Annotated in this window: 14 protein-coding genes; 4 read left to right on the forward strand and 10 right to left on the reverse strand. The window is 59.8% G+C overall.

Going from position 1 to position 13,794, the window contains the following annotated elements; all coding sequences use genetic code 11:
- Positions 1-89: 89 nt before the first annotated feature.
- The 10 genes from AB5I78_RS22940 to AB5I78_RS22985 form a co-directional block, all read right to left on the reverse strand.
- On the reverse strand, positions 90-935 hold the full coding sequence (locus AB5I78_RS22940) for a D-hexose-6-phosphate mutarotase (protein ID WP_124418336.1): 846 nt from the start codon (positions 933-935) through the stop codon (positions 90-92).
- Between the two features lie 103 nt (positions 936-1,038).
- On the reverse strand, positions 1,039-2,385 hold the full coding sequence (locus AB5I78_RS22945; protein ID WP_145159521.1) for a carbohydrate porin: 1,347 nt from the start codon (positions 2,383-2,385) through the stop codon (positions 1,039-1,041).
- Positions 2,386-2,482: 97 nt separating this feature from the next.
- Positions 2,483-3,643, reverse strand: coding sequence for an ABC transporter ATP-binding protein (locus AB5I78_RS22950; RefSeq protein WP_145159523.1), 1,161 nt, complete (start codon positions 3,641-3,643; stop codon positions 2,483-2,485).
- 2 nt (positions 3,644-3,645) lie between these two features.
- Positions 3,646-4,491, reverse strand: coding sequence for a carbohydrate ABC transporter permease (locus AB5I78_RS22955; protein ID WP_106578440.1), 846 nt, complete (start codon positions 4,489-4,491; stop codon positions 3,646-3,648).
- Positions 4,484-5,392 carry a carbohydrate ABC transporter permease gene (locus tag AB5I78_RS22960; RefSeq protein ID WP_053257700.1) on the reverse strand — a complete coding sequence of 303 codons (909 nt, stop codon included), beginning with the start codon at positions 5,390-5,392 and terminating at the stop codon, positions 4,484-4,486. The genes AB5I78_RS22955 and AB5I78_RS22960 overlap by 8 nt, the downstream gene beginning before the upstream one ends.
- 92 nt (positions 5,393-5,484) lie before the next feature.
- A complete protein-coding gene (locus AB5I78_RS22965) occupies positions 5,485-6,771 on the reverse strand; it encodes an ABC transporter substrate-binding protein (protein ID WP_106578439.1) in 1,287 nt (428 codons plus the stop codon).
- 104 nt (positions 6,772-6,875) lie between these two features.
- The gene (locus AB5I78_RS22970; protein ID WP_370003859.1) at positions 6,876-8,135 is read right to left on the reverse strand and encodes an AGE family epimerase/isomerase; all 1,260 of its coding nucleotides are present in this window, start codon (positions 8,133-8,135) and stop codon (positions 6,876-6,878) included.
- 256 nt (positions 8,136-8,391) lie between these two features.
- Complete coding sequence (locus AB5I78_RS22975; RefSeq protein WP_262210409.1) at positions 8,392-9,219, reverse strand: ATPase; 828 nt, start codon at positions 9,217-9,219, stop codon at positions 8,392-8,394.
- A 127-nt stretch (positions 9,220-9,346) separates the two neighbouring features.
- Entirely contained in the window at positions 9,347-10,345 is a 999-nt protein-coding gene (locus AB5I78_RS22980) for an NAD-dependent epimerase/dehydratase family protein (RefSeq protein WP_370003861.1), read from the reverse strand.
- Between the two features lie 98 nt (positions 10,346-10,443).
- On the reverse strand, positions 10,444-11,340 hold the full coding sequence (locus AB5I78_RS22985; protein ID WP_145159530.1) for a LysR family transcriptional regulator ArgP: 897 nt from the start codon (positions 11,338-11,340) through the stop codon (positions 10,444-10,446).
- Positions 11,341-11,440: 100 nt separating this feature from the next.
- Between AB5I78_RS22985 and AB5I78_RS22990 the strand changes: the two genes are divergently transcribed.
- From AB5I78_RS22990 to AB5I78_RS23005, 4 genes are all read left to right on the forward strand, one after another.
- The gene (locus AB5I78_RS22990) at positions 11,441-11,842 is read left to right on the forward strand and encodes an ACT domain-containing protein (RefSeq protein ID WP_145159532.1); all 402 of its coding nucleotides are present in this window, start codon (positions 11,441-11,443) and stop codon (positions 11,840-11,842) included.
- Between the two features lie 5 nt (positions 11,843-11,847).
- Complete coding sequence (locus tag AB5I78_RS22995; protein WP_145159534.1) at positions 11,848-12,447, forward strand: LysE/ArgO family amino acid transporter; 600 nt, start codon at positions 11,848-11,850, stop codon at positions 12,445-12,447.
- A 178-nt stretch (positions 12,448-12,625) separates the two neighbouring features.
- Positions 12,626-13,222 carry a superoxide dismutase gene (locus AB5I78_RS23000; protein WP_003212997.1) on the forward strand — a complete coding sequence of 199 codons (597 nt, stop codon included), beginning with the start codon at positions 12,626-12,628 and terminating at the stop codon, positions 13,220-13,222.
- Between the two features lie 149 nt (positions 13,223-13,371).
- Positions 13,372-13,611: a hypothetical protein gene (locus AB5I78_RS23005; RefSeq protein WP_145159536.1), complete on the forward strand. Its 240-nt coding sequence runs from the start codon at positions 13,372-13,374 to the stop codon at positions 13,609-13,611.
- Positions 13,612-13,794 lie beyond the last annotated feature (183 nt).

Consider the following 13,794-nt stretch of genomic DNA (forward strand, 5'->3'; position numbering starts at 1 on the left):
CGGGGGCAAGCCCCCTCCCACAGTTTGATTTGTGAATACCTTCAAATGTGGGAGGGGGCTTGCCCCCGATGAGGCCATCAGCCGCACCACTAAGCCCCTGCCCTGGCCTGCAAACTCAAATGCGCCCTCTCCCCCGGTGCCAAGCTCGCACCGGCCATCGCCGACTCCACGCACACAAACCCCGACGCCTCGTTAAAGCTCACGCCCAACAACGGCCGGCTGCCCGGGTGCCACACCACGGTGTCGGCGCTGTCGCCGGTGTCGATGCACAACTCGCGCTGCCAGGCATGGTCTTTGAGGTGCAATTCGCCCTCGTGCTGGAACACCCGCTGGCACCCGCCATCCACGCGCAGCTCGCCTTCCTGCTGGCAAGCCTGGCGATTGAGCTGGTCATAACCTTGCGCGCCATCAAGCCCAGACAGCGCTATCTCATCCACGTGACCAATACGCCAATAGGCGTGCAAAGCATGGCTCAATTGGCACGGCAGTTCGTCCTGATGCTCGGTGCACAGGCGCAGCTCCAGGGTTTCACCCAGGTGTGCGTGCAGGTCGACCTGCCAGTCGCACAGCTGCAATTGCCAGTGCAGGCGCACACCGTCGTCGTCGGTGCTGCTGTCGAGCAGCTTCCAGTCGATCAGCCGCGCCCACCCATGGGAAGGCCACGCGTTTTCGCTCGGATGACGCCCATACCACGGCCAGCACACCGGCACGCCGCCTCGGATGGCACCGACTTGCGGCCACTTGGCCGCGCACCACAGCCAGGGTTTCTGGCCACGCGGTTGAAAGTGCAGCAATTGCGCGCCCTGACGGCTGAACACTGCCTGGCACAACGGATGGTCGATGACCAACACGTCGCGCATCTGAAAGCGTTCCCAGGCGAACACCGGACGCTCGCGCAGGGATTTGAAAAAGCGTTGCAGCGGATGCTCATGCATGTGCCACGGTCCTGAAGTTCTTCACAGTGCAATCCAAAAAAAAGCGGATAGCCATGGCTATCCGCAAAATGCGCACAGAGAGAAGGAGCTTATCGCAACAGCGTTAGAACGTAGACTGAATTTTCAGGCCCGCTACTACCGCGTTGTCGACTTGTTTCACACCACCTGGGTTGGCGATGTATTGCAGGTTAGGACGCACGGTCAGCCAGTTGGTGACGTGGATGCCGTAGTTGAGTTCGACGTTGTACTCGGTGTTACGCAGCGGTGCGTAACCGGACTGGTCGTAGTCGGTGAAGCCACCGGCCGCGTTGAGCAACTCAGCGTTTTTCTTCACGTCACTGTTGGCATGGATGCGGGAAACACCGATACCGACGTCATCTTTGGTACGTGCGTCGAATGGCCCTTTATACACAAGCATCAGCGACTGGTAGTTGTCGACCAGGTTGGTGTCTTTGTCGTGGAAGGTCACGTTGGCCGCAATGTTCAGGCCGCGCGAAGCATCGCCATTGTGCGTGGTGAGTTGCTGTTGCAGAACGCCCCAGTAGCCGCTCTTGCTGCTGCGCACGCGGAACGCCGCACCGGTGGTGCCGGCATCGTTACCGTTGACGTCTTCACGTACGTCGGTAGCGTCAGCGGTGCTCTTGTAGTAACCCACACGGTATTCGCCCGGCAGGCCATTGACCTTCGGCGACCAGACCAATTCCACCGGCAATACGGTGCCCTTGGTGCCGCTGCCGCTGAGTTTGAAGCCGTTGCCGTGCTCCAGCTGCGATGGGTTCTGGTTGTACGCACCGATTTGCGCATACAGCTCAGGCGTGATGTTGTACTTCACGCGGATCGCTGCCTGGCTGACAGGCCAGTTGTACCAGGTGTTGACGTAGTTACCCACTTGCGAGCCGCAGAACGACAGGTTCTGGAAGTCGCACGGGAAGGTGTTGAAGTCTTCGCCTTCACCGAAGTAACCGAGCTTCACGTCCAACTTGTTGTCGAACATCTGGTGCTGAATCCAGAACTGGGTCAGACGCACCATGTGGCCTCGGCCATCAACTTCTTGAGACGAACTCAAGGTGCCGGCACGCGGGTCACCAATGCGGTCATTGGAGATGTTTGCGCCGTTCCGGTTAGTCAGTTGGATCTTGGCCTGGGTGTTATCCCAGCCCCACAGCTTTTGCAGATCCAGTGCTACGCCCAGACCGAACTGGTCAGCGTAACGGGCAGTTTTGTCGTTGTTGTAGCCACCGCTCAGGTTGCCACCGACTTCCCCAACGTAATCAGCCTTGATATCGATACCTTGCTCGATCAGCTTGGTACGCTCGCCGCCCCAATCGCCGGTCATCCACTTGGAATCGGCACTGAAAGCATCGTCCGCCATCGCATTGGCGGACAATACCAGGGCTGCTGCCGCTGACAGTTGGCAGATCAGCCGGGTGTTGTTGTGTTGCTTTTTCATCCCTACATCCTCGTCTTTATTGTTATTAAACTGTTTTTATCTAACGCGGGTTACTTTTTTTAACCAAAACAACAAGTTATCCATTCAGGCGCAACACTCAGCGTCCCTTGAATTGGGCCACATTATCCGCACGGTCCTGTGCTGGCAATGAAGCGGCAGTGCCCAGGCGCTCGCCGGTGTTGGCGTCAAACAGCAGCACCTTGGCTGGATCGAATTGCAGGGTCAGGGTCTCGCCCACCTGCGGCGCCACGTCGGGCGCCAGGCGGCAGCAGACCTTGGTGTCGTTCAGTTGCACGAACACCAGGGTGTCCGGACCGGTCGGCTCGGTGACCTGGACTTCGGCACGAATGCTCGATGCGCTGTCGCCCTCGCCTGCCGCCAGCATGATCTGCTCCGGACGCAGGCCCAGGATCACGTCGCGGTCTTCGAGGCCGGCGTCCGACACGTTAAGCGCCAGCTCGCAGCGCGCCTGGCCGCTGTCGAGCAGCGCCACCAGACGACCGTCCTTGCGTTGCAGGCGCAGCGGCACGAAGTTCATCGGCGGCGAACCAATGAAGCTCGCCACAAATTGGTTGGCCGGGTTGTTGTAGATCTCTTTTGGCGTGCCGAACTGCTGGATGATGCCGTCCTTCATCACCGCCACTTTGTCGCCCAGGGTCATCGCTTCGATCTGATCGTGGGTGACGTAGACGGTGGTGGTTTTCAGACGCTGGTGCATCAGTTTCATTTCGGTGCGCATCTCGACGCGCAGCTTGGCGTCGAGGTTGGACAGCGGTTCGTCGAACAGATAGATCTTTGGCCGACGTGCCAGGGCACGGCCCATGGCCACACGCTGTTGCTGGCCACCGGACAGTTGTCCCGGTTTACGGTTTAGCAAGTGCTCGATCTGCAGCAGCTTGGCCACGCGCGCTACTTCGGTGTCGATATCGGCCTGGCTCATTTTGCGAATCTTCAGGCCGAACTCAATGTTCTCGCGCACGCTCATGGTCGGGTACAACGCGTAGGACTGGAACACCATGGCGATGTCGCGATCCTTGGGGCTCATGCCGCTGACGTCTTTATCACCGATCATGATCGCGCCGCCGGTGATGGTTTCAAGCCCGGCGATGCAGTTCATCAGCGTGGATTTGCCGCAACCCGAAGGGCCGACCAGGATCAGGAACTCGCCTTCCTTGATCGACAGTTCGATGTTCTTCAAGGTGTCGGGCAGGCCGGCGCCATAGGTCTTGTTTACATTGCGAAGTTCAAGCGTAGCCATGATTACCCCTTGACCGCGCCGGCCGTGAGGCCGCGCACGAAATACTTGCCTGCGATCACATAGACCAGCAGGGTCGGCAGCCCGGCGATCATCGCCGCCGCCATATCCACGTTATATTCCTTGGCCCCGGTGCTGGTGTTGACCAGGTTGTTCAGCGCCACCGTGATGGGCTGCGAATCGCCGCTGGAGAACACCACACCGAACAGGAAGTCGTTCCAGATCTGGGTGAACTGCCAGATCAGGCAGACCATGATGATCGGCGTCGACATCGGCAGAATGATCTGACGGAAGATGGTGAAAAAACCCGCACCGTCCAATCGTGCCGCCTTGATCAGCGCATCCGGAATGCTCACGTAGTAGTTACGAAAGAACAGTGTAGTAAACGCCAACCCGTAGACCACGTGCACAAACACCAAGCCCGTGGTGGTGCTGGCCAGGCCCATTTTGCCGAGGGTGAACGAGGCCGGCAGCAACACAGTCTGGAACGGCAGGAAGCAGCCGAACAACAGCAGGCCGAAGAACAACTGCGAGCCTTTGAAGCGCCAGAACGACAGCACATAGCCATTCAACGCGCCGATGGCGGTGGAGATCAATACGGCCGGAACGGTGATCTTGATCGAGTTCCAGAAGTAGCCATCTACAGTGGCCCAGGCCTTGACCCAGCCGATGCCGGTGACCACGGTCGGCCAGCTCAGCAGGTTGCCGGTGCTGATGTCTTCCGGGGTTTTGAAGCTGGTCAGCAGCATCACCACCAGCGGCACCAGGTACAGCAGCACCGCGAGGATCAGCACCGCGTAGATCGCGACGCGACTCAGGCTGATGGTCGGTTTGGAAGCGAGACTAGTCATTACGCTTGGTCCTCAGCTCGGAGTACAGGTAAGGCACGATGATCGCGAGGATCGCGCCGAGCATCAGGATTGCACTGGCCGAGCCCATGCCCATCTGGCCACGACTGAAGGTGAACGAGTACATGAACATCGCAGGCAGGTCGGAGGAGTAGCCCGGGCCGCCGGCGGTCATTGCCGCCACCAGGTCGAAGCTCTTGATGGCAATGTGCGCCAGGATCATTACCGCACTGAAGAACACCGGACGCAGGCTGGGCAGCACCACGCTCCAGTAGATGCGCGGCAGGCTGGCGCCGTCGATCTGCGCGGCACGGATGATCGACTGATCAACGCCACGCAGGCCGGCGAGGAACATCGCCATGATGAAACCGGAGGCTTGCCACACGGCGGCAATCACCAGGCAGTACACGACGCGGTCGGGGTCGATCAGCCAGTCGAGACGGAAGCCTTCCCAGCCCCAGTCACGCAGAAGTTTGTCCAGGCCCATGCCCGGGTTGAGCAGCCATTTCCAGGCGGTACCGGTGACGATCATCGAGAGCGCCATCGGGTACAGGTAAATGGTGCGGATAAAACCTTCGCGGCGGATTTTCTGGTCGAGGAAGATCGCCAGGGTCACGCCAATCACCAGGGTGATACCGATAAACATCCCGCCAAAAACCGCCAGGTTCTTGCTCGCTACCCACCAGCGGTCGTTGTCGAACAACCGCGCGTATTGCGCAAGGCCGGCCCATTTGTAACTTGGCAGGAAGGTGGATGTGGTGAACGACAGCACGAACGTCCACAGGATGTAGCCATAAAAGCCCACCAGCACGATGAACATGCTGGGCGCCAGCACCAGTTTAGGGAGCCAGCGCTGCAGTGCATCGAACGGCGAGGCCTTGCTGAACACAGCAACAGAACTCATGGGAAAATCCAGTACAGGGAAAAAGGACTACAGGAACAAACCTTGTGAGGGGTCAGGGGGTTTCCCCTCACAAGGATCAGCCGTGCTAACCGTTACTTCGCAGACTTGATCGCAGCGCCGAGTTTCTTGGCGGTGTCGGCCGGGTCGGCTTTCGGGTCGTTGATGTAGTTGGTCACGACATCAAAGAACGCACCTTGCACGGCCAGGGTGGTGGCCATGTTGTGCGCCATGCTTGGCTGCAGGCCGCCCGTCTTGGCGTCAGCCAGGAAGTCTTTGGCAGCGGTCTGGGCGCAGGAGTCGAAACCGAGCTTGTCCATTTCGTTGAGCATGTCGGTGCGCACAGGGATCGAGCCCTTGTTGATGCTGAAGACTTTCTGGAAGTTTTCACCCAGCACGACTTTGGCGATGTCCTGCTGACCGGCAGCAGTGCCTTTGTCTTTCTGCTTGAACACCGCCAGGGAGTCGATGTTGTAGGTGAACGCTTTGTCGGTGCCCGGGAAGGCTACGCACTCGTAATCCTTACCGGCGACTTTCTTGGCGGCGGTCCACTCGGACTTGGCCCAGTCACCCATGATCTGCATGCCGGCCTTGCCGTTGATGACTTTGCCTGCTTCCAGGTTCCAGTCCTGGCCTTTGCCGTCGACGTCCATGTAGGTCGCGACTTTCTTCAGCTCAGTCAGGGCCTTGACCATTTCAGGACCGGTCAGCGCGCCGTTGTCCAGGTCAACCAGGGCTTTCTTGTAGCCGTCGGCACCCATCACCGACAGTACGACCGCTTCGAACACGGTGCTGTCCTGCCAAGGCTGGCCACCGTGGGCGAGCGGAATGAAGCCCGCGGCTTTGAGCTTGTCGCCGGCTGCGTAGAATTCTTCGAGGGTGGTCGGGTTCTTGGTGATACCGGCTTTCTTGAAGACTTCCGGGTTGATCCACAGCCAGTTGACGCGGTGGATGTTGACCGGTACGGCAACGTAGTTACCTTCGTACTTCACGGTATCGGAGACTTTCTTGTCGAGCAGGGAGTCCCACTTTTCTTCTTTGGCGACGTCTTTGAGCACGTCGGTGTCGAGCAAGCCAGTGGACGCCCATTCCTGGATGTCGGGGCCTTTGATCTGGGCAACGCCAGGCGGGTTGCCGGCAACTGCGCGGCTTTTCAGCACGGTCATGGCCGTGGCACCACCGCCGCCTGCGACAGCACCGTCTTTCCAGGTGAAGCCGTCTTTCTCAACTTGGGCCTTCAGGACATCTACAGCCGCTTTTTCACCGCCCGAGGTCCACCAATGCACAACTTCAACCGTCCCTTTCGAGTCGGCGGCAAATGCACTGAGGGGAAACAACGAGGCAATGGAAATAGCTACGGCGAGGCGATTAATCGCGTTCATCTGAGTACCTTTTCTTGTTGTTATGCATGCAAGTCTAGAGCTTGCGCTGCACGGAGTTTAAACAGGGATTTTCAAGGCGCAGGTAACAAAGGGACGTACAAATGTCACCATTTGGTGACATAGCAACCCTGTGCCAAAGCGCTGGTCATGCTGGGTGACAAGGGTAGCGCAGGCAGCACCACCGCTTGCCAGGCGTGATAAAGGTCCGGCTTGCCGCCCCAGATCTTGCTGCTGGGCTGGTTGTGCGGACTCAGCTCGTGGTGCCAGCTGCCATGGACACGATCGATAAAGTGGTTTTCGCAAAACTCCCAGAACCGCCGATACCAGGTTTCGTAATGCAGCTCTGCGGTGCGTTTGAGCAACGCTTGGGCAGCGGCGCTGGCTTCGGCATGGGTCCAGTGCAGGCGCTCGCGCACCACCGGGCGGTGGTTCCAATCGAGCGTGTAGACAATGCCCGGCGCACCGTCCACGGCCCAGGCGTATTCGCAGGCACTGGCGAACAAGCCCTTGGCATCGGTGACCAGCCAGTCCGGGGTCGTCAGCCCGGCTTGCAGGCGGGCCGCCTCCAGGTGCAGCAGCAGCCGCGCCCACTCAAAACCGTGCCCGGGGGTGATGCCATAAGGGCGAAAACCATCGGCGGGATTGTCTTCGTTGTAGCCCAGCAGCGGTTGCCACCGGGCGTCGAAATGCTCGATGACCATGAACTGGTTGCCGGCGGCGCAGGTGTGAATAACACGCTCGACAATACGCAGTGCGCGGTCCAGCCAGCGCGTGTCTGCAGTGACATCGGCCAGCGCCAGAAACGCTTCGGTAGCGTGCATGTTGCTGTTGGCGCCGCGATAAGCCTCCACACCGGTCCAGTCCTGAGCAAAGGACTCGAGCATGGCGCCCTCCTCCTCGCTCCAAAAGAACTGGTCGATGATGTGCACGGCGTCGTTCAACAGATTCTGAGCATCGGGCGCGCCCACTGCCACCGCCGAACTCGCGGCGAGGGCAACGAAAGCATGCAGGTAAGCGGCCTTGCCACGGTTGCCATCGACGGCGTGGGCCGCGGCCAACCAACCGCCGTGCTCACTATCACGCAATGGGCCACTCAGGGCCGCGACACCGTGCGCCACCAGGTCGGCGTAACCGGGCAGGCCCATGGCGTGGGCCATGGCGAAGCTGTGGGTCATGCGGGCGGTGTTCATGGTTTCGGCGTGGGCATCGGCCGGCAATTGGCCTTGATCATCGAGGTTGCCAAAACCGTCAGGCAGGCGCGAGGCCTTGGCGAATGCCAGCAGGCGCTGGCCTTCGGTGGCGAGCCAGCTGTGATGGGCAGGTGCGTTCAGCCAACTACTGGCAGGCAGTGGTTGCATGGTCATGGGTAGCCCTTATTATTTTTTATGGGATGACCGGAGTCTAAACAAGGGTGCGATGAGGGCAAGTAACGAAGGGGGCTGGAAATGTCACCAGCCGGTGACAATTCAGGCACGAGCCCTGCGCCCAACTCTGGCCCCCATCTGATTGTGGGAGCTGGCTTGCCTGCGACAGCGGTGGGTCAGTTACAAAGCATGAGCTGACAGACCGCTATCGCAGTCAAGCCAGCTCTCACAGTTTGAAACCGGCTCACACCGACTATCACTGCCCTCCTAGAGGCCTGACTTTCGCCGGCTCGTTGAGCTGTTGCTGCAGGTTCTGCACCTGGCTCTGCAACGTGGTGATGTTGCGCGTGGTCTGGATACGGAACACATCGAACTCTTTATTGGTCGGCGCATCGCTGTTGGCGGGCTGGTTGTCCTGGGCGCTTTTGAGTACCACCAGGTCCTGCTCCAAGCGCGCAATCGCCGCGCTCGGGTTGCCCTGTTTTTTCAGGGCAGCCACGTCGGCAGACAGGTCTTTGATTTCGCTTTGCGCCGCCTTGAGCGTTGCCACCGCGTCGGTCAACGCCTGCACCTGGCCCTGTAACTTGGCATTCGCATTGGCCAGGTCGGTCGTGCTGGCGGTCATTTGCGCCAGGCGCTGGTCCAGCTCGCTCGCCTGGCCGGCAACGCCGACCTGCTGCTTGCCTTGCTCCTGCAACTGCGCTTCCAGCTGCTTGATTTGCAACTTGAGCGCTTCGCTGCCGTTGTTCACGTTGGCTTCGCTGGCGACCACCTTGCCGGATATGTCCTGCAAACGCCCCGCCGCTTCTTCACTGATGCGCGCAAAGCTTTCTTGCGTGGCAACCAACTGCTGGCCCATCAGGGAGATCTGCTGAAAGCTCCACCAGGCAAGGCCCGCAAAGGCGATCAGCAGCGCGCCCACCAGTGCCCACAACGGGCCGGTCGTGGCGCTCTTGACCTTGACCACCGGCGTATTGCGCGAGCGCACGGAGGTAGCAGGTGTCGGCTCGAAATCATCATCGTCCCCGATGTCTGCCCGCAGGCTGGGAACGTTGTCGAAATCGTCTTTAGCATCGTTACGCATGAATCAACCCTGAATCGGTGAGATGGCTACCTGAAAAGCCGAGCGACGGCAGTATAAACCGCGTTCGCGCCGCACTGATCGACCCGGAACCGCACATTCGGTTCCCGATGTATTGCCGCTTGTGAACTTACTTGAGCCCCGGATCCTGAGCTTTCCACCAACTGCAGAATTCGTCGAGGGCGGTCCACAGGCTGACCTTGGGCTCGTAGTCGAGATAATGCCTCGCGCGGCTGATGTCGAGGGTGAAATCTTTGTTCATCACCTGCATGCCCAGGCGCGACAATGCTGGCTCCGGACGCCCCGGCCACATCGCGCAGAATGCCTCGTTCAACGCCGCCACGCTGTAGGACAAGCCGTAAGACCGATAACGCGTGATCTGGGGCATGTCCATCTGGCGCATCACGTAGTTGACCACGTCCCACACCGGCACAGGCGCGCCGTTGCTGATGTTGTAAGCCTTGCCCAGCGCCGAGCCGGTCGCCAGCAAACTGCTGAGCAACGCTTCGTTGAGGTTGTGCACGCTGGTGAAATCGACCTTGTTCAGGCCATCGCCGACGATGGCCAGGCGGTTCTTGCGCTGCATTTTCAACAGGCGCGGAAAAATGCTCATGTCACCGGCGCCCGTGACAAAGCGCGGGCGCAAGGCCAGCACTTCCAGGCCGAACTCCTGGGCGCCGAACACCTTCTGTTCCGCCAGGTATTTGGTAGCGGCATACGGGTGCTTGAAGCGCTTTGGCACTTGCTCTTCGGTCAGCCCCAGGTGATCACGCCCGTCGAAGTAGATCGACGGCGACGACAGGTGCACCAGCCGGCCGACGCGCTGCTTGAGGCAGGCTTCGACGACGTTTTCAGTGACCAGCACATTGCCTTGATGGAAGTCCTGATACTTGCCCCACAGCCCGACGGCACCGGCGCAATGCACCACGGCTTCGACGTCTCGGCACAGATCGCGCACAAGGTCGGCATCATTCAAATCACCCTGGATAAACTCGGCACCGCGCCGTACCAGGTGTTCCACACCTTCGGCGCGCCGCCCGTTGACCCGCACGTCCAGGCCTTGCTCCAGAGCGAACCGCGCGAAGCGCCCGCCGATGAAGCCGCTTGCGCCGGTGACCAGAATCTTCATGTAGCCTCCTACGGATGCAGCTGCCAGCGTCAAGCTTCAAGCCACAAGTTAAAAACGATCCGCAAGCTTTTCTCTTGCAGCTTGCAGCTTGACGCTTGTTACTGCTGATAGGGCACCAACCATTGGCCACATGCCTGGGCCAAATGGTCGGTCAACAAGCCCAACAGTTGCCCGCCACTGCGCCAATGATGCCAGTACAACGGCACGTCGATGGGCTTATCTGGCAACAACTCGACCAATACGCCGGTTTGCAGTTGGTCGCGCACCTGTAATTCGGGTACCAGCCCCCAGCCCAGGCCGGCTTCGGTCAAACGGATAAAGCCTTCGGACGACGGGCATAAATGGTGCTCGAAACCGCCATCCACTCCCAGGGACGCCAGGTACCGGTGTTGCAGGAAATCATCCGGGCCGAACACCAGCGCCGGTGTTCGTGCCAGTTGATCGGCACGCACACCGTCAGGGAAATGCCGGGCAATAAACGCAGGGCTGGCCAACGCGCGATAACGCATGGCGCCGAGCAACAGGCTGCGCGCCCCAGCCACGGGGCGCTCGCTGGCGCAAATACAGGCCGCCACTTCACCGGCGCGCATGCGCTTAAGGCCAACGGTCTGGTCTTCCACCACCAGGTCCAGCAGCAAATGTTGCTCGGCGCAAAAGTCGCTGACCGCCTCAGCCCACCAGGTGGCAAGGCTGTCGGCATTCAGCGCGATGCGCAAACGCTCGGGCATGCCCTCCTCGTCCAGCGCCGGCACCTGGCTTTGCAGGTCGCGCTCCAGCAAGCGCACTTGTTGCACGTGGTTGAGCAGGCGCCGGCCGATGTCGGTGGGCGTCGGCGGCGAGGCCCGCACCAACACCGGCTGACCGATGCGCGCCTCAAGCAACTTGATGCGTTGAGAAATCGCCGACTGCGAAAGCCCCAGCACCTGGGCGCCGCGTTCAAAGCCGGCCTGTTCCACCACCGCGGCCAATGCGGACAGCAATTTATAGTCGAACATCAGTTTCTCTAATGAGCGATCAGCAATATTGGTTTTTCTTATACAGCGTAGCCCGTGAGAATGACCAGCATTGCTTCTCTCTCTATCAAGGAATTCTCACATGGCCGGTGAAACCGCTCTGGCAACCCTGCTGCGCAGCATGAGCCCGCACCTCAATGACGGCGATTATGTGTTCTGCACCCTGCCCGATCAGCGCGTGCCGCAGGGGTGCGACGTGATCGGCAGCTTTCGCGAACAGGAAGGGTTGACGCTGATTCTAGAGCGCCAACAGGCAGAGCACGCCGGGCTGGCGTTTGACTATGTGGCTGCGTGGATCACCTTGAACGTGCACTCCGCCCTGGAAGCCGTGGGTTTAACCGCGGCCTTTGCCAGCGCGCTGGGCCAAGCCGGCATCAGCTGCAACGTGATCGCCGGTTACTACCACGACCACCTGTTTGTCGGCCGCAGCGATGCTGAGCGGGCCATGGATGTATTGCGCCAATTGGCAGCAAACGCGGAGTAACCCTTATGTGGCAAAGCTATGTGAACGGGCTGCTGGTGGCCCTCGGCCTGATCATGGCGATCGGCACCCAGAATGCGTTTGTGCTGGCGCAAAGCCTGCGCCGTGAACACCACTTGCCAGTGGCCGCGCTGTGCATCGTGTGCGATGCAATACTTGTAGCTGCCGGGGTATTCGGCCTGGCCACGGTGCTGGCGCAGAACCCGCTGCTGCTGGCAATCGCCCGCTGGGGTGGCGCGGCATTCCTGCTGTGGTACGGCACCCTGGCGCTGCGCCGGGCGTGTTCCAGGCAAAGTCTGGAACAGGGCGAAAACCTCAAGGTGCGTTCGCTGCGCGCGGTGTTGCTCAGCGCCCTGGCGGTGACCCTGCTCAACCCGCACGTGTATCTGGACACCGTGCTGTTGATTGGCTCATTGGGCGCTCAGCAAACTGAACCCGGCGCCTATGTAGCCGGTGCCGCCAGCGCGTCATTCCTGTGGTTTGCCACACTGGCATTGGGCGCTGCGTGGCTGGCACCCTGGCTCGCGCGCCCCGCTACGTGGCGGCTGTTGGACTTTCTGGTGGCGGCGATGATGTTCAGCGTGGCGTATCAATTGATCAGTGCTTGATGAATATTCCAAAACGCTCTGGAACCTCTATCCCACACAGTTGTTGCGTGGTTTTGCCGCACCCCCGGTGCTATGATCCGGACCCTGCGCCGCAAAGAGTACAAACTCCCCGGCGCTTGTTTGGCCGCCCGTGATCGGCCTTGCGCTCACCGCAACTGACCTGATTAGGAGAATCATCATGGCTTTCGAATTGCCGCCGCTGCCCTACGCACACGATGCCCTGCAGCCGCACATTTCCAAGGAAACCTTGGAATACCACCACGACAAGCACCACAACACCTATGTCGTGAACCTGAACAACCTGGTGCCAGGCACCGAGTTCGAAGGCAAGACCCTGGAAGAAATCGTCAAGTCTTCTTCAGGCGGCATCTTCAACAACGCCGCTCAGGTCTGGAACCACACTTTCTACTGGAACTGCCTGGCGCCAAACGCCGGCGGCCAACCTACCGGCGCACTGGCTGAGGCTATCAACGCCGCTTTCGGTTCGTTCGACAAGTTCAAAGAAGAGTTCACCAAGACGTCCGTCGGCACCTTCGGTTCCGGTTGGGGCTGGCTGGTGAAAAAGGCTGACGGTTCCCTGGCCCTGGCCAGCACCATCGGCGCCGGCAACCCGCTGACCAGCGGCGACACCCCGCTGCTGACCTGCGACGTCTGGGAACACGCTTACTACATCGACTACCGCAACGTGCGTCCAAAGTATGTGGAAGCGTTCTGGAACCTGGTCAACTGGAAGTTCGTGGCTGAGCAGTTCGAAGGCAAGACCTTCACTGCCTAAGCAACGCTTGCGGTAAAGAGAGCCCGGCCATCGTGCCGGGCTTTTTTATGGGCAGTGAATTGTGCTCTGGTGGCTGGAACTCGGTGCGCGGATCTTGCCACGTAGACAGTGTGAGGAATTCGCCTCTCGTACCTGTCGGAGAAATTACTATGACCATCGGCGCAATAACATCCATGCTCCCTATGGTTGCCGGTTTGGCCCAAGAGGGCCTCAAAGCTGTGACCGAGCTCGCCAAAGCGGCCGGTCAAATGGCTCAGTCGCAATCTGGCAACAAGCAAGGTGAAGGTGATCAAAACAAGATTGCGCATGAAGACATGCACAACAAGGAACGTGTGAATTTTTCGAACAACGAATCCACCAACAGCACCGTCAACATCAACGTCGCGTAAAAAAGCGTCAGTTCCCAGCGCATCCGCTGCGCCCACGGGAATTGCTCAAGGCAGGCGGATCCATGTCCGCCTCGCCCCGGCGCCCCTCTCAAGTTCCTTGTCAAACCTGCCGATGCCCTAATGTTCCTTTGACTGCCATCACGAGATTGCCAATACTCATGGCATATTGAGGCCACCCGCATG

This window comes from Pseudomonas sp. N2-3-1-14, assembly GCF_041228395.1.
Classification (GTDB): Bacteria; Pseudomonadota; Gammaproteobacteria; order Pseudomonadales; family Pseudomonadaceae; genus Aquipseudomonas.